This is a genomic window from Bradyrhizobium sp. B117, assembly GCF_038969555.1.
GTDB lineage: Bacteria > Pseudomonadota > Alphaproteobacteria > Rhizobiales > Xanthobacteraceae > Bradyrhizobium.
On sequence record NZ_CP152414.1, the window covers coordinates 6215440 to 6236073 of the forward strand.

At 63.8% G+C, this 20634-nt stretch carries 17 protein-coding genes; 5 read left to right on the forward strand and 12 right to left on the reverse strand.

The features are described from left to right. Positions 1-52: 52 nt before the first annotated feature. The 5 genes from AAFG16_RS30410 to AAFG16_RS30430 all read right to left on the reverse strand — a co-directional run bounded on the left by AAFG16_RS30410 (position 53) and on the right by AAFG16_RS30430 (position 4247). Positions 53-226: a hypothetical protein gene (locus tag AAFG16_RS30410; protein ID WP_018644642.1), complete on the reverse strand. Its 174-nt coding sequence runs from the start codon at positions 224-226 to the stop codon at positions 53-55. A 384-nt stretch (positions 227-610) separates the two neighbouring features. Further along, positions 611-949 carry a hypothetical protein gene (locus tag AAFG16_RS30415; RefSeq protein WP_342731191.1) on the reverse strand — a complete coding sequence of 113 codons (339 nt, stop codon included), beginning with the start codon at positions 947-949 and terminating at the stop codon, positions 611-613. Between the two features lie 371 nt (positions 950-1320). Further along, positions 1321-2412 carry a TRAP transporter substrate-binding protein gene (locus tag AAFG16_RS30420; protein ID WP_342731193.1) on the reverse strand — a complete coding sequence of 364 codons (1092 nt, stop codon included), beginning with the start codon at positions 2410-2412 and terminating at the stop codon, positions 1321-1323. Positions 2413-2616: 204 nt separating this feature from the next. Continuing rightward, on the reverse strand, positions 2617-3756 hold the full coding sequence (locus tag AAFG16_RS30425; RefSeq protein WP_342731195.1) for an Mrp/NBP35 family ATP-binding protein: 1140 nt from the start codon (positions 3754-3756) through the stop codon (positions 2617-2619). Between the two features lie 53 nt (positions 3757-3809). Then, positions 3810-4247, reverse strand: a complete 438-nt coding sequence (locus AAFG16_RS30430; protein ID WP_342731197.1) for a VOC family protein — start codon at positions 4245-4247, stop codon at positions 3810-3812. A gap of 199 nt (positions 4248-4446) precedes the next feature. Between AAFG16_RS30430 and AAFG16_RS30435 the strand changes: the two genes are divergently transcribed. The 5 genes from AAFG16_RS30435 to AAFG16_RS30455 all read left to right on the forward strand — a co-directional run bounded on the left by AAFG16_RS30435 (position 4447) and on the right by AAFG16_RS30455 (position 9184). Further along, positions 4447-5319, forward strand: a complete 873-nt coding sequence (locus AAFG16_RS30435) for an NAD(P)-dependent oxidoreductase (RefSeq protein WP_342731199.1) — start codon at positions 4447-4449, stop codon at positions 5317-5319. Positions 5320-5341: 22 nt separating this feature from the next. Further along, on the forward strand, positions 5342-6619 hold the full coding sequence (gene nhaD, locus AAFG16_RS30440; protein WP_342731201.1) for a sodium:proton antiporter NhaD: 1278 nt from the start codon (positions 5342-5344) through the stop codon (positions 6617-6619). A gap of 137 nt (positions 6620-6756) precedes the next feature. Next, positions 6757-8352 carry a HAMP domain-containing sensor histidine kinase gene (locus tag AAFG16_RS30445; protein WP_283080182.1) on the forward strand — a complete coding sequence of 532 codons (1596 nt, stop codon included), beginning with the start codon at positions 6757-6759 and terminating at the stop codon, positions 8350-8352. A gap of 45 nt (positions 8353-8397) precedes the next feature. After that, positions 8398-8601 (forward strand): DUF1289 domain-containing protein, encoded by a 204-nt coding sequence (locus AAFG16_RS30450; protein WP_342731203.1) that lies wholly within the window; start codon positions 8398-8400, stop codon positions 8599-8601. A 28-nt stretch (positions 8602-8629) separates the two neighbouring features. Beyond that, a complete protein-coding gene (locus AAFG16_RS30455; RefSeq protein ID WP_283080184.1) occupies positions 8630-9184 on the forward strand; it encodes a TIGR02281 family clan AA aspartic protease in 555 nt (184 codons plus the stop codon). A 6-nt stretch (positions 9185-9190) separates the two neighbouring features. Here the strand turns inward: AAFG16_RS30455 and dusA are convergent, their stop codons facing one another. From dusA to AAFG16_RS30490, 7 genes are all read right to left on the reverse strand, one after another. After that, positions 9191-10150, reverse strand: a complete 960-nt coding sequence (gene dusA / locus AAFG16_RS30460; RefSeq protein ID WP_342740998.1) for a tRNA dihydrouridine(20/20a) synthase DusA — start codon at positions 10148-10150, stop codon at positions 9191-9193. A 1131-nt stretch (positions 10151-11281) separates the two neighbouring features. Next, positions 11282-12541: a Glu/Leu/Phe/Val dehydrogenase gene (locus AAFG16_RS30465; RefSeq protein WP_342731205.1), complete on the reverse strand. Its 1260-nt coding sequence runs from the start codon at positions 12539-12541 to the stop codon at positions 11282-11284. Next, a complete protein-coding gene (locus AAFG16_RS30470) occupies positions 12538-16161 on the reverse strand; it encodes a hydantoinase B/oxoprolinase family protein (protein ID WP_342731207.1) in 3624 nt (1207 codons plus the stop codon). Before AAFG16_RS30470 ends, AAFG16_RS30465 begins: the two co-directional genes overlap by 4 nt. 3 nt (positions 16162-16164) lie before the next feature. Beyond that, positions 16165-17409 carry an MFS transporter gene (locus AAFG16_RS30475; RefSeq protein WP_342731209.1) on the reverse strand — a complete coding sequence of 415 codons (1245 nt, stop codon included), beginning with the start codon at positions 17407-17409 and terminating at the stop codon, positions 16165-16167. A gap of 17 nt (positions 17410-17426) precedes the next feature. Beyond that, positions 17427-18272: a putative hydro-lyase gene (locus tag AAFG16_RS30480; protein WP_342731211.1), complete on the reverse strand. Its 846-nt coding sequence runs from the start codon at positions 18270-18272 to the stop codon at positions 17427-17429. Positions 18273-18352: 80 nt separating this feature from the next. Further along, a complete protein-coding gene (locus AAFG16_RS30485) occupies positions 18353-19240 on the reverse strand; it encodes a LysR family transcriptional regulator (protein WP_342731213.1) in 888 nt (295 codons plus the stop codon). Positions 19241-19950: 710 nt separating this feature from the next. Continuing rightward, positions 19951-20628: an RraA family protein gene (locus AAFG16_RS30490; protein WP_342731215.1), complete on the reverse strand. Its 678-nt coding sequence runs from the start codon at positions 20626-20628 to the stop codon at positions 19951-19953. Positions 20629-20634: the final 6 nt, after the last annotated feature.

A 20634-nucleotide genomic window follows, 5' to 3' on the forward strand; every position in this document is an offset into this window, starting at 1 on the left:
CGCTGTGTAGGCTGGAGGCGCGCAGGTTGGCAAGTAGCCGGGCTACATCTCGTCACCGAAACAGTGCGACAAAGATCACGTAGAGCCAGCCCAGGATCCCGTGGATGATCGCCCACAGGATCGAATGGTTGTTGGTGTAGGATATCGCGATGGCGAGCGCCGAGCCAAAGCCGACGCCGTATTTGGCGCCTTCGACGCGGACGCCGTAGTATCGATTGCCGTTCATGGTGATCCCTCTCGAGAGATTGCGCTGCATCCTTCCTACGGGCCTCGCGCCGATCTCTTGACGCAGATCAATTTTGCTCTGCGCGCGGCGCTTTGATGGGTGTCAGACAAAAATGTCGAAAACAATCCCATGCAAAGTAGAAACGGCCGCCCTGGACCGCATTTCTGAGATACCGAATAACGGTTGACGCGTCGAGGCTGGGCAAGAACGGTGCATTCCGGGAGTTGATGTAGTCCGTAGGATGGGTAGAGCGCAGCGAAACCCATCGGCGGCCTCGCCGAGGCGACGGTGATAACGATCACCCTGGGGCGGTATGATGGGTTTCGCTTCGCTCTACCCATCCTACGATCCGAGCTCGCACAATGAGGTTCGCTTCTGCGCTACCTATAGTTCTCTCTCAAAAGCGGCCCTGAGTTCAGCGAGTTGCTCGCCGGTTGCTCCCAACTCCGCATCGGCGCGATCCGTCGGAACGTCCATGTAAGCGATCGGCGCATCGAACTGGCTCGCCGTGAAGTCGTACCTCTTGCCTCCGATCCGGTTGTAGAAATGGTCGCCGGCGGGCAGCGGCGTCTTCAGCAGGTCACCGCCGAAGAGCTCGTGGATCAGCAGCGAAGTGACGTTGCATTGCCCCGCCGCCGGATTGTCCGCCGTCCATTTGCTGGCCGTCGACAGCGACCATGCCTTGAGCAGCGCGCGCTTGATGTCATCGGGATCGAAGTTCATCGTCGCTCCCCCGGCGATCGGGCGGCAGCCGAATTTCGGATTATACGATTATCGCTTTATGCCACTGTTTTGCCCGACGTGTCAAACCGCCTCGCCGGTCGGCTGGGGCCCCCACGCCCACCGCCGGTCATTGCGGTCACGGTCGCAAAAATCGGCGCGTCGGCACCGGCTGCTCCGTGATCGCAGTGTCCCGGTGAATTGCCCCGCCCCGTCAAGCTGTTGGCAGCATCGACGAGGCTACCCGCCCTCACCTCGTTTCTACTGTGCATGGGGTTGTTTTCGACATTTTTGTTTTGGCACCCATCCTCGAGCAAAGAAAAAGCCCGGCCTCGTCGGAGGCCGGGCTTTCCGATTGCGACGTGCTGGAACGATCAGCCGCGGGTGCGCGAGCGGATCATGAAGCTGTCGTAGGTGTATTCGGCGACCTGCCACCACAGATATTCGTCGGAGCGGTAGGCCTGCATGGCGTCGATCGACTTCTTGAAATCGGCGTTCTTGGCCGAGATCTCCGCCCACAGCTCGTTGGTCGACTTGAGGCAGGCCTCGAGCACCTCGTTGGTGAAGGGACGAAGCTGGGTGCCGCCGGCGACCAGACGCTTCAGCGCCGCCGGGTTCTGCATGTCGTAGCGCGCGGCCATCCAGCTGTTGGCATTGGCCGCCGCGTTGGAGAGGATCGCCTGGTAGTTCTTCGGAAGCGAATTCCACTTGTCCAGATTGGTGAAGGCATGGACCATCGGACCGCCTTCCCAGAAACCCGGATAATAATAGTACTTGGCGACCTTGGCGAAGCCGAGCTTCTCGTCATCGTAGGGACCGACCCACTCGGCGGCGTCGATGGTGCCCTTTTCCAGGGCCGGATAGATGTCGCCGCCGGCGAGCTGCTGCGGCACCACGCCCACCTTCTGAAGCACCTGGCCGGCGATGCCGCCGATGCGCATCTTGAGGCCGGAGAGATCGGCAACGGTCTTGATCTCCTTGCGGAACCAGCCGCCCATCTGGGTGCCGGTGTTGCCGCAGGGAAAACCGATCACGTTCGACTTCTTGAAGAACTCGTTGCCGAGCTGCTCGCCGCCGCCCTGGTACCACCAGGAGTTCTGCTGGCGCGCGTTGAGGCCGAACGGCACCGAGGCGTAGATCGCCCAGGTCGGGTCCTTGCCGACGTAGTAGTACGAGACCGTGTGGCACATCTCGACCGTGCCGTTCGAGGTCGCGTCGAGGGCCTGGAGACCCGGGACGACTTCGCCGGCGGCGAACACCTGGATCTGGAATTTGTTGTCAGTCATTTCGGCGACGTACTTCGCCAGCTGCTCGCCGCCGCCATAGATGGTGTCGAGCGACTTCGGGAAGCTCGACGTCAGGCGCCACTTGATCTCAGGCGAGGATTGCGCGATCGCCGGCGAGGCCACCGCGACGGTCGCCGCCGCGCCTGCTGCCGACACTTTCAGGAAATCACGACGCTTCATCTTCAGGTCTCTCCTTGCTGGGGCGTTTCCCCTCAACTTCTCTTTGTGCCGCCGCTCATTCCGGCGACGCGTTCAGGCCGCGTCGAACCGAAGGGGCTTGACTGCCGTGGGCGTTTAACACGGACGGGGCGCTTTCGGAACGCGACAATGGCATGATGGGGGTCTACGAAAGTCGCATCTCCCCGACGGATTGGCCTGACAGCCTCAGGCTGCGGCGATGACGCCCTTGAGCTGGTCCCGGACCTGTCCCGCAATGGCGCGGTAGATCGCCGCATGGGGGCCGTCCGGCTCGCTGTCGACGACGGGTTTGCCGGCGTCCGAGGTGGCGCGAATCGCCATGTGCAAGGGGATCTCGCCCAGGAACGGTACTCCGAGCTTCTCGGCCTCGTGACGGGCGCCGCCATGGCCGAAGATGTCGGATTTGGTGCCGCAATGCGGACACTGGAAATAGCTCATGTTCTCGACGATGCCGAGCACGGGCACGTTGACCTTCTTGAACATCGCAAGCCCCCGCCTTGCGTCGATCAGGGAGAGGTCCTGCGGGGTCGAGACGATCACCGCCCCCTTCAGCGGCACGTTCTGCGCCAGCGTGAGCTGGGCATCGCCGGTGCCCGGCGGCATGTCGACGACCAGCACGTCGAGCTGGCCCCATGCGACGTCGCGCAGCATCTGCGTCACCGCCGACATCACCATCGGGCCGCGCCAGATCATCGCGGTTTCTTCCTCCACCAGGAAGCCGATCGACATGATGGCGAGGCCGAAGCGGCGGAGCGGAATCATCTTGCGCTCGCCGTCCAGCTCCGGCTTGTCGCGCAGGCCCGTCAGGCGCGGCACCGAGGGGCCGTAGATGTCGGCGTCGAGCAGCCCGACCTTGAGGCCGAGGTCGCGCAGGCCGAGCGCGAGGTTGAGCGCGGTGGTCGACTTGCCGACACCGCCCTTGCCCGAGGCGACCGCGATCACCGCGGCAACGCCGGGAATCTCGGACTGCCGCGCCATCGGCGATTGGGCGCCGCCCTGTGGCGGCGGCTTGTGGGCATGGACCGGCTGCACGCCCGGCGTGCCGCGGCTCGGCTGCGGGGGTGGCGGCGCGGAGCCCGGCTTGCGCTCGGCGGTCAGCGCCACCATCACGGTGGTGACGCCGGGAATGGCGCGCACGGCGGCCTCGGCCTCGGCCCGGATGGATTCCCAGGCCCGCGCCTCGGCGGCATCGACATTGATCGAGAAGAACACCTTGCCATCCGAGGCGCTGATCGCGCTCAGCACATTGGCATTGGTGAGCGCGACCCCGCGCGGCGACTTGATCCGGGCGAGGCTGTCGAGAACCTGTTGCTGCGTCACGCTCAAAGCGCATCTCCTGAAGTTCAAGATGCCCCATTAGAGCGGAAACGCCCAAAAGGCTACTGCCTGCCGATATCGTCAGCCATCTCGGCGGGCGCGGCTCCCTGCTCGCTGGCCGCCTCGTAATTGAGCTCGATCATGACCCCGTTGGGGTCGTGGACGAAGATCTGCCAGAGCTCGCCGCCGGGCACCTGGCGGGAGTCGAATTTCATGCCTTTCGAGGCCAGCCGCTGCTTCATGCCGTCGAACCCGCGGCTGACGAAGGCGACATGGTGGACAACGCCGGAATCCGGCTTTTGTGGCTCGGCGGTCGGAGAAATATCGACGAGGTGCACCACCGCCTTGCCCTCGCTGTACATCCAGGCGCCGGGAAAGGCGAAATCCGGCCGCGGGCCTTTTTCCAGGCCCAGCACGTCCTCGTAGAAGCGGACCGTCTCGGCCAGATGCCGGGTCCGGATGTTGAAATGATCGAGCATGCCCACGCTCACGCCGCCCATCCCTCTGCTCCTTTTTTGAAGTCCTTGTTGAAGATCCCAGATCAGCCATCCTAGCACAGGGGGGCGTCAAACGAAGCCGTTGCCCTCTGCCATCAAGGGTTTATGGTGCGCCCGTTCCCCTTCATGTGGAACCTTAGGATCCCCCGGCTGGCGTCCCTCACCCGGCTGCAACCGTAAAACTCAAGCTGCGGACACACACATGGCTAAAGTCGCTTTCCTCGGTCTCGGCGTGATGGGCTTCCCCATGGCCGGACACCTCGTGAAAAAAGGGGGCCATGAGGTCACCGTCTACAACCGCACCGCGGCCAAGGCGAAGGAATGGGCGGACAAGTTCGGCGGCAAGACCGCGGCGACCCCGAAGGCCGCCGCCGAGGGCCAGGATTTCGTGATGTGCTGCGTCGGCAACGACAACGACCTGCGCGCGGTCACGATCGGCGCTGACGGCGCATTCGCCGGCATGAAGAAGGGCGCGACCTTCGTCGACCACACCACCGCCTCCGCCGAAGTCGCGCGCGAGCTGGACGCGGCCGCGACCAAGGCCGGCTTCAAGTTCGTCGACGCTCCCGTGTCCGGCGGCCAGGCCGGCGCCGAGAACGGCGTGCTGACGGTGATGTGCGGCGGTGCGCAGGATGCCTATGCCGGCGCCGAGCCGATCATCACGGGCGCCTATGCGCGGATGTGCAAGCTGCTCGGGCCCGCCGGAAGCGGCCAGCTGACCAAGATGGTCAACCAGATCTGCATTGCCGGCCTCGTGCAGGGCCTCTCCGAGGGCATCCACTTCGCCAAGAAGAGCGGCCTCGACGTCGCCGCGGTGATCGAGACCATCTCCAAGGGCGCGGCGCAGTCCTGGCAGATGGAGAACCGCTACAAGACCATGAACGACGACAAATACGATTTCGGCTTCGCGGTCGAATGGATGCGCAAGGACCTCTCGATCTCGCTGGCCGAAGCCCGCCGCAACGGCGCCACCCTGCCGGTGACCGCGCTGGTCGACCAGTTCTACGCCGAGGTCGAGAAGATGGGCGGCAAGCGCTGGGATACGTCGAGCCTGCTTGCGCGCCTGCAACGCTGACGTCTGAGGGACCGTTCCCGCTTTGCTGACCGCGATCGCCGTCATCTTCGTCGTCGCCTATGCGGCGATCGCGCTCGAGCATCCGCTCGGGATCAACAAGAGTGCCACGGCGCTGATCGGCGCCGCATTGCTCTGGACGGTCTACGCGGTCACCACGGGCGACCATGCGCTGGTCAACCATGCGCTCAACGAGTCCGTCGCCTCCACCGCACAGATCGTGTTCTTCCTCATCGGCGCGATGACCATCGTCGAGGTCATCGACGCCCATGACGGCTTCGAGGTCATCACCTCCCGCATCAGCACGACGAGCCAGGTCCGGCTGATGTGGCTGGTCGGCTTCGTGGCGTTCTTCCTCAGCGCGATCCTGGACAACCTGACGACCACCATCGTGATGGTCTCGCTGATCCAGCGGCTGATCGCCAAGCGCGAGGACCGGCTGCTGTTCGCCTCCCTCATCGTCATCGCCGCGAACGCCGGCGGCGCATGGACCGTGATCGGCGACGTCACCACGACCATGCTGTGGATCGGCGGGCAGATCACACCGCTCAACATCATGGGCGCGGTGTTCCTGCCCTCGCTGGTCAATCTGCTCGTCCCGCTCGCCTTCCTCAGCTTCCTGGTGAGGGGGAAGACCATTGCACCGCCGCCGAAGGAGGACGGCTTGCAGGTCATTGAGGCATTCGAGCGCAACCTGATGTTCTATCTCGGGCTCGGCACGCTGATCGCCGTGCCCGCCTTCAAGGCGGTCACGCATCTGCCGCCCTTCATGGGCGTGCTGCTCGGGCTCGGCATCGTCTGGCTGGTCGGCGAGGTCGTTCACCGCGGCAAGGACGAGCATGTCCGCCATCCCCTCACGCTGGCGCATGCGCTGACGCGGATCGACATGGGCTCGATCGTGTTCTTCGTGGGCATCCTGCTCGCGGTCGCCTGCCTCGAACATGCGGGCCTGCTCACGATGCTGGCGCGATGGCTGGAAGCGACCATCGGCCGCCAGGACATCATCGTCGTCGTGCTCGGCCTGCTCAGCGCCGTCATCGACAACGTCCCACTGGTCGCAGCGACCATGGGCATGTACGACCTCGGCCACTACCCGCCAGACAGCTTCATCTGGGAGTTCATCGCCTATTGCGCCGGCACCGGCGGCTCGATCCTGATCATCGGCTCGGCCGCAGGCGTCGCCGCCATGGGGCTCGAGCGGATCGAGTTCCTCTGGTACGCCCGCCGCATCGCCGGCCCCGCGCTCGCGGGCTATCTCGCAGGCGCCGTCGTCTACGTCGCGCAGCATGCTGCGCTGCACTGAACGGCCGCGCGGGCTGAAAATTAACGCGCGGTTAACGTAATTCTTTAGCTCCTTAAGTCACCTCTTAAGGATTTCTTGCCACAGATAGACAATGCAGAAGGCCCGCCTCGCGCGGGCCAGGAATCGTTGTTGTTGCGATGAGTAACCCCGCTGAAAAGCCAGAGGTAGTTCAGCTTCCGGCCGAGCCAGTCAGCGCTCCGTCGGCGAGCAGCCGAAGGGCCGCGGCGCAGCGGGTGCGCGAGGCCCGCGACAAGTTAACGTCGACCAGCGGAACCCGGCCGGCCTTCGACGCCGAGATGCTGCGCCAATATGCGCAGACCCGGTTGTCCGCCTCCTATGTCGTGCTGCTGTTGGTGGTTGCCACCGGTGTGTTGTTCGGGCTGTGGATGCAGCCGATCCCGGCCGCGGCCTGGACCTGCGGCATGATCTGCATTCACGCCGCGATGATCCGCAGCTGCCGGCGCTTTCTGGCGGAGCCCTCCTCGCCGACGTCAACGCGCGCCTGGCGGACACGCTTCGTCCTGCTCGACCTGCTCTACGGCCTGTGCTGGATGGCGATCCTGATCCATCCCGTGCTCGACATGGTCACGGAAACGCTGATGATGTTCCTGATGCTGCTGGTGATCGCAGTGTCGAGCATGCTCGCCGCCAATTTGCCGATCGCAGCCCTCGCCGCCACCGCGCCGGTCGCGGTCGCGATGGCCTTGAGCTTCGTGATGACCGGCTCGCTGGACAATTACATCCTGGCGGCGCTCGCGCTCGCGGCCGAAGGCTATTTCGTGCTGCTGGCGCACCGCCTGCATTCCTCGACCTTCGCAACCCTCGAGGCGCGCGCCGAGAAGGACGCGCTGATCGGCGAGCTGGAACAGGCGAAAGCAATCTCGGACGAGGCGCGTCACCGCGCCGAATCCGCCAATGTCGCCAAGTCGCGCTTCCTCGCGCAGATGAGCCACGAGCTGCGCACGCCGCTGAATGCGATCCTCGGCTTCTCCGAGGTGATGAAGAGCGAAATTTTCGGCGCGCATGCGGTGAGCGTGTACAAGGAATATTCCGCCGACATCCATAATTCCGGCGTGCACCTGCTCAACCTCATCAACGAGATCCTCGACCTGTCGCGGATCGAGGCGGGCCGCTACGAGCTGAACGAGGAAGCGGTGTCGCTGGTCGGCATCGTCGCCGACTGCCATCATCTGATGAAGCTGCGCGCGTCCAGCCGCGGCATCACGATCCACGAAGTGTTCGAGCAGGCGATGCCGCGGCTGTGGGCCGACGAGCGCGCGGTCCGCCAGGTCGTGCTCAATCTGCTCTCCAACTCGATCAAGTTCACCCCGCAAGGCGGCGAGATCTGGCTCAAGGCCGGCTGGACCGCCTCGGGCGGACAATATCTCTCGGTGAAGGATTCCGGCTCCGGCATTCCCGAGAACGAGATTCCCGTCGTGCTTGCCTCGTTCGGCCAGGGTTCCAACTCGATCAAGTCGGCCGAACAGGGCGCCGGGCTCGGCCTGCCGATCGCGAAAAATCTGATCGACCTTCACGGCGGCACGTTCACGCTGAAATCGAAGCTGCGCATCGGCACCGAGGTGATCGTCACCTTCCCGCCGGAGCGCGTGATGAGCGCGCTGGCACCGATGTCGGATGAGGCTCCGCCGCTCCAGCCGGAGAGTTCCGCAATTGCAGACGAGAAGCGGCGGCCGCGTCACAAGCCGATCATGAGCGCAGGCACGGGCTCCTAAACGAGATGCTTGCAGAAATGCCCGACCATCCCCCACTATGTCCGAATGAGCAAAGAAACGCCGTGCGTCGCCGTCTGCATGATCGATCCCAGGACCAAGCTGTGCTTCGGCTGCGGCCGCACCTTGCCGGAGATCGCACGCTGGCACGCCATGGAGAGCGCGGAGCGGCTCGCGGTCATGGCGCTGCTGCCGACGCGGATGACGGACGCCGGGCTGACGCCGATCGCGGGAACGCCGAAGCGCGCCTGATCGCCTCGCGTGCCCTCGGAGGCGCGCCATGATGCGCTTCCTGCTTGTCCTAGTCATGCTCGCCGGCACGGCCGGCGCCGTCGTCGCCTATGGCGATCCCAGCAAGATCGCCCGCGCCAGCAACAAGGTCTCGCATATTTTCCGCGCGCAGACCGCCTCCCCGCCGCCTGCCGTACAGATCCAGCGCGGCCAGGGCGGCGAATTCGCGCTGCGCGCCAAGATCAACGGCGTCGCCGCTCCGATGGTGATCGACACCGGCGCGACCTCGGTGGTGCTGACCTGGGAAACAGCAAAAGCGATCGGACTGCCGCTCGAGATGCTCGAATATGACGTCGATCTCGAAACCGCGGGCGGCCACACCAAGGCGGCCCGGCTCACGCTCGACCGCCTCGCCGTCGGCCACCTCGTCGAGAAATCGGTGCCGGCCCTCGTCGTGCAGCGCGGGCAGATGAAGACCAACCTGCTCGGCATGAGCTTCCTCGACCGCCTGGAGAGCTGGGGCGTTCGCGCCGACACGCTGATGCTCACCGGCTATCCGGAGCTGCAGAGCAGCCATCGCCGCACGCGCACGGCGGCCGATTAGGCAGACTTACGCCGCCGCTTCCGCCGGCGCGCGCGCACCGACGCGGGCGATCGCATCGCGCAGCACATCAAGGCCGGCGCCCGGCTTCACGCCCTGCTCGGCGAGATGCCGGCGGAACGCCCGCGCGCCGGGTACGGCGTGGAACGCGCCGACGAAATGCCGGGTGATGGCGTGCAGCCGCGTGCCGCGGGCGAGCTGCTGCTCGATATAGGGCATCATCGCCTCGAACGCGTCCTGCATGGTCGCATGCGGCGGCGCCTCGCCGAAGATGTCGCGATCGACGCTGAGCAGCCGCCACGGCTCCTGATAGGCGGCACGGCCGAGCATCACGCCATCGACGTGATCGAGATGTGCCTTCGCCTCGTCGATGCCAGGGACGCCGCCATTGATGATGATGGGCATATCAGGCATCGCGCGCTTGAGGCGATAAACGCGATCATAGTCGAGCGGCGGGATGTCGCGGTTCTCCTTCGGCGACAGACCATTGAGCCAGGCTTTGCGGGCGTGCACGATCAGCGCGTCGCAGCCGGAGGCGACCACCGCGCGCGCAAGCGTATCGAGCGCGACTTCCGGATCCTGCTCGTCGATGCCGATGCGGCACTTGACGGTGACGGGAACGCCGACCGCGCGCTTCATCGCCTCGACGCATCGCGCCACCAGCTCCGGCTCCGCCATCAGGCAGGCGCCGAAGCGGCCGTCCTTCACGCGGTCGGACGGACAGCCGACATTGAGATTGATCTCGTCATAGCCGAACTCCTCGCCGATCCGCGCAGCGAGCGCGAGCTCGCGCGGATCCGACCCGCCAAGCTGCAGCGCCACCGGATGCTCGCACGCGTCGAAGCCGAGCAGCCGCCCCCGATCGCCATGAACCACGGCGCCAGTGGTCAGCATCTCCGTATAGAGCAGCGCGCGCCGGGTCAGCTGACGGTGGAACACCCGACAGTGCCGGTCGGTCCAGTCCATCATGGGTGCCACGGAGAAGCGATAGTCTTGATATTTCAACAGTTTATCTTACTCTTCAATGGGATGAACCGCGAACGTGTGCACTCCAAACTAGACGAAATTGCACACGTTTGTACCCGTTTTGACCTCTCAGTGCACACATAGTGCACACGAAAGCTGGAGTGCACACGCGTGGCGACCTTCACACAAATGGCATCCGGAAACTGGCGCGTCCAGGGTCCGCCGCAAGACCCGCTATGTGGCCGAGACATTCCGACGACGCAAGGACGGCGAAGAATGGGCGCTCGAGATGGAGCGCAACATCGACCGCGACGGATCGTCCAAGCCACGCGCAGCGCGGAACGTCCGCACGTTTGGTGATCTGATCGACCTGCACGATGAAGACATGCACGAAGTTGGAAAGCCCCCTCGCCGATCAAAAGCAGCTGTAATGGCGTCGCTCAAGACTGCGCTCGGCAGCGTGAAGCTTTCCGCGCTCAATCGAGAACGGCTGATCGAGTTCGGAAGGAAGCGCGCCAAGGAAGGCGCTGGTCCCGCAACGTTGGCCATCGATTTGTCTTTCATTCGGACGATCATAACGCAGGCGGCCGCGGTGCACGGTATCGAGGTTTCGGCCGAGGAAGCTCGTTTGGCACGGGTCGCTCTAAGTCACCTCAATCTGATTGGAAAAAGCAATGAGCGTGACCGACGGCCCACGCAGGACGAGCTTGACGAACTGATCGAATATTTTGAGACGAACCCTCGGCAATTCATACCGATGGGACGAATCGTCAGGTACGCCGTCGCAACCACATTGCGCCAGGAAGAGATTTGCAAACCCGAGTGGCCGCTGGTTGATATGAAGAAACGACTGGTGGTCATTCAAGACAGAAAGGATCCGAGGAATAAAGACGGAAATGACCAGAAGGTACCCCTGCTCAATCTAACGGGCTATGACGCGTGGGAGGTCGTGCTTCAGCAGCGGATTGTGACTCGAGGCTATGGACGCATCTTTCAAAGCCGCCGTTTGTGCGCGACCGGCCGCCGCCCGAGACGATCTCGATGCAGTTTTCGAGTCCGGGAGGCGATGCAGTTGAATCGACCTGCGACGATGGGATTTTGCAGTGCTTTCCAAGCGTGTTCCTGGACCTGTACTTACGGGAATAATCCGCGAAGTTGCTTGCCGCCCCGTACACGTTCAACACCGATCGCGAGTGCAGCCATGCGCATGGAGATGCGATCCTTCGTTGCTCGGGTAATCACCTGCGCGAAGATACTGTCCAGCAGACGGCGCAGCTTTTCATTCACTTCGGATTCCGACCAGAACAACCGTTGCAGCCCCTGCACCCACTCGAAATACGAGACGATGACTCCCCCTGCATTGCAGAGAATGTCCGGAATGACGAAGACGTCGCCGCGCTGGGCGAGGATCGCGTCAGCCTCGGGAGTCGTCGGGCCGTTGGCGCCTTCGGCGAGGATAGCGCATTGCAGATGTCCCGCATTGGCGCCGGTGATGACCCGCTCAACCGCACAGGGGGCAAGGATGTCTGCCTTCTGCATGAGCAGCTCGGCGGGATCGATCCGCGCGGCTTCGGTGTAGCCAGCGAGCACACGGTTCTTTGCGGCATAGGCCGAAACCCGGGTTACATCGATGCCATGCGGATCGAAGAAGGCGGCCGTGTGGTCCGAGACGCCGACAATCTTCACGCCGTGCTCGGCCACCAGGCACTGGGCCGTGACGCTTCCGACATTGCCGAAGCCCTGCACGATGGCAGTGGCCCCGCTCGCCTTGATCGCGAGGCGTTCGCAGGCACGACCTACCAGGTGAGCCACACCGCGCCCTGTCGCCTCCCGCCGTCCTTCCGTACCGCCGAGGGCAACGGGCTTACCGGTGACGATCTCGTTCACCGAATGGCCCTGATGCATCGAGTAGGTGTCCATGAACCAGCCCATCACTTGCTCGTTCGTCCCCATATCGGGCGCCATGACGTCTGTGTGCGGCGAGACAAAGGGAATCATCTCCTGCATGTAACGCCGGCTGATGGCTTCGAGTTCTCGACGTGACAGCGCGCCCGGGTCGCAGGCGACGCCTCCCTTGGCACCGCCATAGGGCAAGCCGGCCAGGGCGCATTTCCAGCTCATCCAGATCGCCAACGCCGCCGTCTCGCCGACATCCAGCGAGGGCGCGAACCGCGTTCCGCCCTTGGTGGGACCGAGGGTGAGATGGTGCTGTACGCGATAGCCGGGAAACACCTCGGTGCGTCCATCGTCCATATGCACCGGGATCGATACAGCAAGCGCCCGCTTGGGATAGAGCAGCCGTGCCCGCTCGTCCTGCGGGATGCCGATGTGATCGGCAATTGCCGCAAACTGCGTCGCTGCCATATCGAAAACAGGTCCTGTATAGACGCTCATGCTGCGATCCCCTTATCCTGGGCCGATGATTGGACAGCGCCAAATCCGCCGCCACCCGGTGTTTCGATCACGATCATGTCGCCAGCATTGAGCTGAATGCTCGCCCGGCGCGGCAATTCCTCGACGCAGCCGCTAGCCCGCTCCACTCGCTGAGCCCCAAGCTGTCCCGGCGCGCCACCGGCCTGACCGAACGGCGCCTCATCGCGCCGGGAGGTCAACACCACTGCGGTCATCGGCGCCAGGAAGCGCAACGCACGGATCGCGCCGTCACCGCCACGCCAACGCCCGTCACCGCCGGAGCCGCGTCGGATCGCGAACTGATCGAGACGAACGGGGTAGCGCAGTTCAAGGACTTCAGGATCGGTGATGCGGGTGTTCGTCATGTGCGTATGCACGGCGGAACAGCCGTCGAAACCATCCCCGGCACCTGCGCCTCCGCAAATCGTCTCGTAACACTGGTGCTCGGCATCACCAAAGGTGAGATTGTTCATCGTCGCCTGCGAACAGGCGAGCGTCCCGACTGCACCGAGCACCGCATTGCATACGGCCTGGCTCACCTCGGTGTTGCCGGCCACCACTGCAGAGCCTGCCGGCGGATCGAGGAACGAGCCGGGCGGGATGATGACCTTGAGCGGACGTAAACAGCCCTCGTTGAGCGGAATGTCGTCTTGCACCAGACAGCGGAAGACATAGAGCACGCAGGCAAGCGTCACCGCGCGCGGCGCATTCAGGTTGCCGGGGCGGCACGGACCGGTGCCGGTGAAATCGATCTCCGCCGTGCGACCCGCCGCATCAACGCGGATGGCAACCTGCAGCGAAGTGCCATCGTCCATGCGGTAATTGAAGCTGCCACTCGGCAATCGAGCAATCAGCCGCCGGACGCTTTCCTCAGCGTTGTCCATCACGTGACGCATATAGGCTGCGACGACGTCCCAGCCGTATTCCGCAACGAGAGCCTCCAACTCCTCCACGCCGCGTGCATTGGCTGCAAGCTGGGCCTTGATATCGGCAACGTTCACATCGGGGCTGCGGGCCGGATAGGGACCAGAGGCGAGGACCGCGCGGAACGCCATCTCTCGAAACTGCCCTTGTTCGACCAGGAGAAAATCGTCGATGACGACCCCCTCTTCCGCGAGCGTTCTGGAATCGGGCGGCGTGGAGCCTGGCGTGATCCCGCCGATATCCGCATGATGCCCGCGCGAGGCGACGAAGAAGCGAATCGTCTTCCCACTCTCGTCGAATACCGGGGTAACCACGGTGATGTCAGGCAGATGTGTACCGCCGTTGGACGGATTGTTCAGCGCGACCGCATCGCCGGGACGCAGCGTCGCGCCCCGGTCGCGCAACACCGCGCGCACGCTTTCGCCCATCGCGCCCAGGTGAACTGGCACATGCGGCGCGTTGGCAACGAGACGACCCTCGGCGTCAAAGATGGCACACGAAAAGTCGAGCCGCTCTTTGATATTCACGCTCATCGCCGTGTTCTGCAGGACGATGCCGGCCTGCTCGGCGACGTGCATGAACAAGTTGTTGAACATCTCCAAGAGCACGGGATCGGGCCGCGTCAGATCTGTTGCGACCGGTACGGTGTTGGCCGCTGTCCGACGCAGCACCAGTCCACCCTGGGGGTCGACCTCGCCCAGCCAGCCCGGCTCCACCACCGTCGTCGCGTTCGGCTCGCGCAGCAGGGCGGGGCCTGTGATGCGCGCGCCTGGCTTCAGGCTCGGTCGGTCGAACACCGGCGCGAGATACGCCGCCCCCTTTGTCCAGATTTCCGCCGTGCCGAGAGGGACTGCCTCATGCGGCGTTGCCGTCTCGGCGGGACTCTGCAGTGCTGCGCCAGGCGCGATGGCTTCCACTGCAAGCGTCTCCGCCACCAGCGTGCGCCCAGGGAAGGCAAAGCCGAAGCGGGTGCGGTGGGTTTCGTGAAATTCGGCTAGCATCTCCTGCAACCCCGCCAACCGCACCGGCAGCGCTGCTTCAGTGCCGGCGTAGCGCAGATGCACGGAAGCGACGCAGCCGATACCATCTTCCGGATTTCCTTGCGCAATCAACTCGCGCCTCGCTGCCTCACCCATCGACTCCGCCAATGCCATGATGTCGCGCAGGCTATCGGCTGACAGCTCGCGCTCTAGCGCCTGCTCCCGCAGCACTCCCTGATCGGCCAATCCCATCCCGTAAGCGGAAAGAACGCCCGCGAGCGGATGAATGAAGACCGTTTCCATTCCAAGTGCTTCCGCGACCAGGCAGGCATGTTGTCCACCGGCGCCACCGAAGCACTGCAGCACGAAGCGCCGTGCTTCGTGGCCTTTGGCTACGGAGACCTGCTTGATTGCATTCGCCATGTTGGCAACCGCGATCCGCAGGAAGCCCTCGGCAACTTCGCGAGGGTCGCGCTCCTCACCTGTTGCCGCCGCGATCTCCTGCGCCAATCCGACAAAGCCGCTCCGTACCGCATCGACATCGAGCGGAAGATTGCCTTGCGGGCCGAAGATCGCGGGAAAATGTTCGGGGTGCAGCTTGCCGAGGCAGACATTGGCATCCGTGACTGTCAGTGGCCCGCCGCGACGGTAGCTCGCAGGGCCGGGATCGGCGCCCGCGCTTGCCGGTCCAACGCGCATGCGCGAACCGTCGAACCGCAAGATCGAACCGCCGCCCGCGGCCACCGTGCCAATCGCCATCATGGGCGTGCGCACCCGCACGCCTGCGATCTCGGTCTCGAAGCTGCGCTCATAAGCACCGGCATAGACAGCCACATCAGTCGAGGTGCCGCCCATGTCGAAGGTAATGATCTGGTCGAAGCCAGCCTGTTCGGCGGTGCGCGCGGCGCCGACGATACCCCCGGCTGGACCTGACAGGATGGCGTCCTTGCCGCGGAATTGCCGCGCCCCGGTCAACCCCCCGTTCGATTGCATGAACGACAGCCGCGTGTCGCCGAGATGACCAGTGACCTGAGCGACATAGCGGCGCAGGATCGGCGAGAGATAGGCATCGACGACAGTCGTATCGGCGCGAGGGACCAGGCGCAGCAGCGGGCTAACCTCGTGGCTCGCCGAGACCTGCGTGAAGCCGGCCTCGCGTGCCAGCTCGGCGAGGCGTCGCTCCATCGCCGGATATCGCCACGCATGGATCAGCGCGATGGCGCAGGCCGTTATGCCCTCGCGCCTCGCCTCCTGGAAAGCTTCTCGCGCACCCGCCTCGTCCAGCGGCTCTACCTCGGATCCATCTGCCCCGACGCGGCCGGCGATCTCCACGGCACGTTCGTGCAGCAATGCCGGCAGACGGATATCAAGGTCGAACAACCGTGGCCGGGCCTGGTTGCCGATGCGCAACAGATCGGCGAAGCCGCGATTGACGATCAGGAGGCAACGTTCGCCCTTTCGCTCGAGCAATGCATTGGTGGCCACCGTGGTGCCCATCTTCACTTGGTCGATGACGCCCTCGGGAAGCGCGTCATCGAGCTCGATCCCCATCAGCGTCTTGATGCCGGCAATCGCTGCATCGTCATGGCGTTGCGGGTTCTCGCTCAGCATCTTCTGTGTCACGAGGCGCCCATCCGGCGCACGGCCCACCAGATCCGTGAAGGTACCGCCGCGATCGATCCAAAACTCCCAACCCATGGCTCAGCCCTCCGCTTCGGCGAGACTGAACAGGCTTTGCCCCTGTGTCTCAGGCAGGAGCAGGGCCGCCACGATGACGAGACCGTAGGCGGCGGCGGCAAACATGCCGATCGCGATTCCCAGCGACATCGATGCGGAGGCAACGCCCACCAATGTCGGGAAGAACGCGGCGAGACCGCGGCCAACATTGTAGCAGAAGCCCTGCCCGGTACCGCGCACCTCGGTCGGAAACAGCTCGGTCATGACCGGGCCCATGCCGGAGAAAATTCCGGATGCAAAGAAGCCGAGCGGGAAGCCGAGCACGAGCATCAGTTCATTGGAGACGGAGATCTGCGTGTAGATGAGCACGATCGCCGCCGACCCGATGGCGAACAGCATGAAGTTCGTGCGACGCCCGATCGCGTCACCGAGATACGCTGAGGTCACGTAGCCGGTGAATGAGCCGGCGATCACCACAGAGATGTAGCCGAGGCTGTCGAGGATCGTGATGTGACGTTCGGCGGAAAGAAAACGCGGCAGCCAGGTCGTGATGGCGTAGTAGCCGCCCTGTGCACCGAGCGCCAGCAGCGATGCGCGAATTGTGGTCCAAAGCAAGGCAGGGCGAAAGATCTCGACCAGCGATGGCTTGGGCGCGCCGCTCGCCTTCGCGGTAGCGAACACCTCCGGTTCGGGAACCACGCGACGGATCCAGAACGTCACAAACGCAGGCGCAATGCCGATGAAGAACAGGATGCGCCAGCCCAGCGAGTTATCGAGCGTCGTGAACAGCAAGGTTGCGACCAGCGCCGCTGCGGCCCATCCAACGGACCAGCTGCCCTGTACGAAGCCGACCGCCTTGCCGCGATGGCGCGCGGCGATGACCTCACCGATCAGAACCGAGCCAGCCGCCCATTCACCGCCGAAGCCGAGACCCATCAGGCCGCGCGTCACCATCAACTGCTCGAAGTTCTGAGCGAAGCCCGAGAGAAAAGTGAAGAATGCAAACCAGATCACGGTGATCTGCAAGGTGCGCACCCTGCCGACCCGGTCAGACAGCATGCCGGCAAACCAACCACCGAAAGCGGACAGCACCAGCGTCGTGGTGGCCAGCAGTCCGGCCTCAGTCGCGTCGATGAACTTCAGTCCGATCAGGATCGGCAAAATAAAGCTGTAGATCTGCACGTCGAACGCATCCAGCGCATAGCCGCCAAAGCACGCCCAGAACGTCCGGCGCCCCGCAGGCGCCAGTTCTCGATACCACTCGAACATCGCATCGTTTCCTTGAGCTAGGTCCGGCGAAACCGGATCGTTGGATGAGGTCGAGGCCAGCCCGAAGAGACGGCCCCGTCGTAGGTTCGGTGCGGAAGATCCGTCACCAGCATGCAACCCGGCGCGTGCGCCAGGAACAGGGGTAGCCGAGCGTGCTGAAGCGCGGCCTGGCTTGTGACGCCGCAGGCCCAGAACAGCGGCACTTCGCCCTGTTCGATCGGCACGGCATCGCCGTAGTCGGGATTGCCGAGATCGGCGACGCCAATCGCTTCCGGCTCGCCGACGTGGACTGGCGCGCCGTGCATCTGCCCAAAACGGCTGGAGATCGCGATAGCACACGCGACATCGGCTTCCGCGAACGGCCGCATCGAGACGACCATCGGTCCACCAAACGGGCCGACGGGCGCAGTCTGGATCGACGTGCGATACATCGCCACGTTACGGCCCAACCGCACGTGGCGAAGGCTCAGACCTGCTTCAGACAGTGCGTGCTCGAAAGTGAAGGAACAACCGAGCGCGAATGTCACGAGATCGTCGCGCCACAGCGCATCGACATCATTCGCCTCACCGGCTAGCTCGCCATCGCGATAGATGCGGTAACACGGCAGGTCGTGGCGGATATCGATATCGCTCCCCAGCTCCGGAAGCGATGGGTCCCCTGGCTCGCTGATCGCCAACACTGGGCATGCCTTGGCGTTGAGCGCGCAATACTCGGCGAAGAGCTCTGCCTGTGCGGCAGGTACGATGGCGATATTGGCCTGGACGAAGCCGGGCGAGACGCCGCTGGTCTGGCCGCGATACTCCCCCCGGCGCGCTGCCTGGCGCACAATTGCGGCTGCCGTCTGGCTTTGTCCCCCGGACATCGTCGTTCTCCAACCCGTCCAATGACAGGATTGAGACACAGCGACGACGAGAACACCAAATTGTCATTGCGAATGCGAAGTCATAACGCCGCATTATGACCCGCGCAGTCCTGCGCGATGGAAGCCACCGCGGCGAGGTGCGCCGAATTGGGTGCTTCGACATAGGCGGCAACATAGTCCAGTGGCGGGACCGCGAGCGGCAATGAAACCTCTCGCAGATCGCCCCGCAACAGCTCGTCCGCAATCACCACGCGAGGCACGATGCACACGCCAATGCCGGCCAGAGCCATGCGCACCGTAGCGGCGAGCGAGCTGTTCGGATAAAGCCGTGGCGCCGGCAGACCGGCTTTTGCGAAGGCGTCGGCAATCACCCGGGTCGGCCGGGTAGCACGGGGGAAGGTGAGGATCGGTGAGGCGCCCAGGCCCGCAAGATCGGCAGCGACGATCAGATCCGGTTTTGCCGCCCACACGAGTTCGTACGAGCAGAGCGGGACTTCGCGCACGCGCGGCAGGTCGACGGGGCCGAGGAGGATTGCGAGATCGATCTCGCCCGCCAGCAATCCATCGCGGAGCACAGTGGAAATGTCGACGCTCACGTCGGGTGAGAGGTCGGGATGGTGTCGGTGCAACTCGCGCAGAAGATCGGCGAGCCAGGTCCGCGCTACCGTTTCCGAAACGCCGATGCGGATCGGGCCGCGCAGATTGAAGCGGCTGGTCAGTACGGCCTCAATGTCGCGGTCGAGTTCGAGCATCCGTTCGGCTAGCGCGTAGAGATCCTGTCCGCGTGGCGTTAGCTGTGGACGCTGGCCGACCGCTCGCTGAAATAGCTGGATGTCATATCGCTCTTCCAGCTGCCTGATCCGCACCGACACCGCAGGCTGCGTGGTGTGCAGCTTTTCCGCGGCCCTGCCGAAGCCACCAAGGCGAGCAACCCAGTAAAAGATCTCAAGAGTTCTTAGGTCGATCATGCATGCCCGTACAAACGAAAAGCCATTACCGCCTTCCCTCACTCTAGCCCAGTTTGCTCCCCAATCTCCCACTAATGAATGGGCTGACCGCGCTGGACCGCCTTCCAGCCCCAGCCCGGGAAGCAGGCGGCCCTACCGCGCCTACGGCCAGGCGGGGTCGCTGCAATGTGGAAACCTCAAATCACCACCATTCTCGGTTCTTCGATGGCTCCTTCCATTCCAACCTCCCGTATCTGTCTTTGTCGCGGGCATCGGGACGTTGCGTGCGCACAGGCCCCCGTGACGCTGCTCCGCACAAGAGGCTCACGAAGAAGGCCAGCGGGGGAGCGACTCGCCCCCCCGGCATCAATCTTCTTCACCGTTGCGCTAAACAACAGCCCTAACCCACCGACGAAATGACGGCAGCTCCGTCCGCCGTGCGACAAACGGGATCAGCTTCTCGCCCAACTCTAGTCAATTCGATCACGTTCAGCCCAATGCCCGCGTCACGCCTCGGGCTGCCTGCTCAGACTTGCCGTCGGTAGATTTTTCTGGATCCCCCCGGTGCACACGTCGTGCACACGAGCCCCTCTAACCGATTGAATAAATTGAGCTCTCGCTCCAATCCATCATGAGGACGTTTGAGCTAGCTCCAGCCAAATTGCGGCAAAGCGGGCAAGCTCAAAAATCGACTAGTGGTTCGCGTCTCGGGCCACTCACGAATCGGATAGTCAATCGAGGCCTTCGCAGTTCAGCTCGCGCAGCGCCCTGTCCACCCACGCCGCATCGTGCGTGCCCGTCGTTATGTTCGCGATCTGCTTCTGCTCGGCCTCGTACTTCATCGTGGCAGCTTTTAGCACCTCATCCACATCGTCAAATGGTACGCAGAGCATTCCGTCATCGTCTCCGATGATGAGATCGCCGGGCTCGATCACCATGCCATCAATCGCGATCGGAACATTGATCTCGCCGGGTCCATTCTTGTATGGCCCGCGATGGGTGACGCCGGCAGCGAAAACAGGAAATTCCTGGCCTCGGATAAAGCCGGCGTCCCGAACCGCACCATCGATGACGATGCCCGCAAGGCCACTCTTGATGATCCGCGTGAGCATCATTTCGCCGATCAGCGCATTGGTGAGATCACCCCCTGCATCGACAACGATGACATCGCCGGGTTCGGCGATTGCCATCGCCTTGTGGATCATCAGATTGTCGCCTGGCCGCGTCTTGACGGTGAGCGCCACGCCCGCCATCCCGCCGGTCCGATGCATAGGCCGAACCCGCGCTCCTGCAGCCGTCATCCGGGACATGCTGTCGCTGACGTTTGCGACCGGCAAGCGGGCAAAGCGTTCGGCGATTTCGCGAGCCACTTTTCTTTGCCGCTTCTGAATTCTGAACCCTACCGACATGCGTTA

Bases quoted from the DNA above. Each gene is read 5' to 3' on its own strand.
- AAFG16_RS30410 (WP_018644642.1), bottom strand. From the start codon at position 226: ATGAACGGCAATCGATACTACGGCGTCCGCGTCGAAGGCGCCAAATAC.
- AAFG16_RS30415 (WP_342731191.1), bottom strand. From the start codon at position 949: ATGAACTTCGATCCCGATGACATCAAGCGCGCGCTGCTCAAGGCATGG.
- AAFG16_RS30420 (WP_342731193.1), bottom strand. From the start codon at position 2,412: ATGAAGCGTCGTGATTTCCTGAAAGTGTCGGCAGCAGGCGCGGCGGCG.
- AAFG16_RS30430 (WP_342731197.1), bottom strand. From the start codon at position 4,247: ATGGGCGGCGTGAGCGTGGGCATGCTCGATCATTTCAACATCCGGACC.
- AAFG16_RS30435 (WP_342731199.1), top strand. From the start codon at position 4,447: ATGGCTAAAGTCGCTTTCCTCGGTCTCGGCGTGATGGGCTTCCCCATG.
- AAFG16_RS30445 (WP_283080182.1), top strand. From the start codon at position 6,757: ATGAGTAACCCCGCTGAAAAGCCAGAGGTAGTTCAGCTTCCGGCCGAG.
- AAFG16_RS30450 (WP_342731203.1), top strand. From the start codon at position 8,398: ATGAGCAAAGAAACGCCGTGCGTCGCCGTCTGCATGATCGATCCCAGG.
- AAFG16_RS30455 (WP_283080184.1), top strand. From the start codon at position 8,630: ATGATGCGCTTCCTGCTTGTCCTAGTCATGCTCGCCGGCACGGCCGGC.
- dusA (WP_342740998.1), bottom strand. From the start codon at position 10,150: ATGATGGACTGGACCGACCGGCACTGTCGGGTGTTCCACCGTCAGCTG.
- AAFG16_RS30465 (WP_342731205.1), bottom strand. From the start codon at position 12,541: ATGAGCGTCTATACAGGACCTGTTTTCGATATGGCAGCGACGCAGTTT.
- AAFG16_RS30470 (WP_342731207.1), bottom strand. From the start codon at position 16,161: ATGGGTTGGGAGTTTTGGATCGATCGCGGCGGTACCTTCACGGATCTG.
- AAFG16_RS30475 (WP_342731209.1), bottom strand. From the start codon at position 17,409: ATGTTCGAGTGGTATCGAGAACTGGCGCCTGCGGGGCGCCGGACGTTC.
- AAFG16_RS30480 (WP_342731211.1), bottom strand. From the start codon at position 18,272: ATGTCCGGGGGACAAAGCCAGACGGCAGCCGCAATTGTGCGCCAGGCA.
- AAFG16_RS30485 (WP_342731213.1), bottom strand. From the start codon at position 19,240: ATGATCGACCTAAGAACTCTTGAGATCTTTTACTGGGTTGCTCGCCTT.
- AAFG16_RS30490 (WP_342731215.1), bottom strand. From the start codon at position 20,628: ATGTCGGTAGGGTTCAGAATTCAGAAGCGGCAAAGAAAAGTGGCTCGC.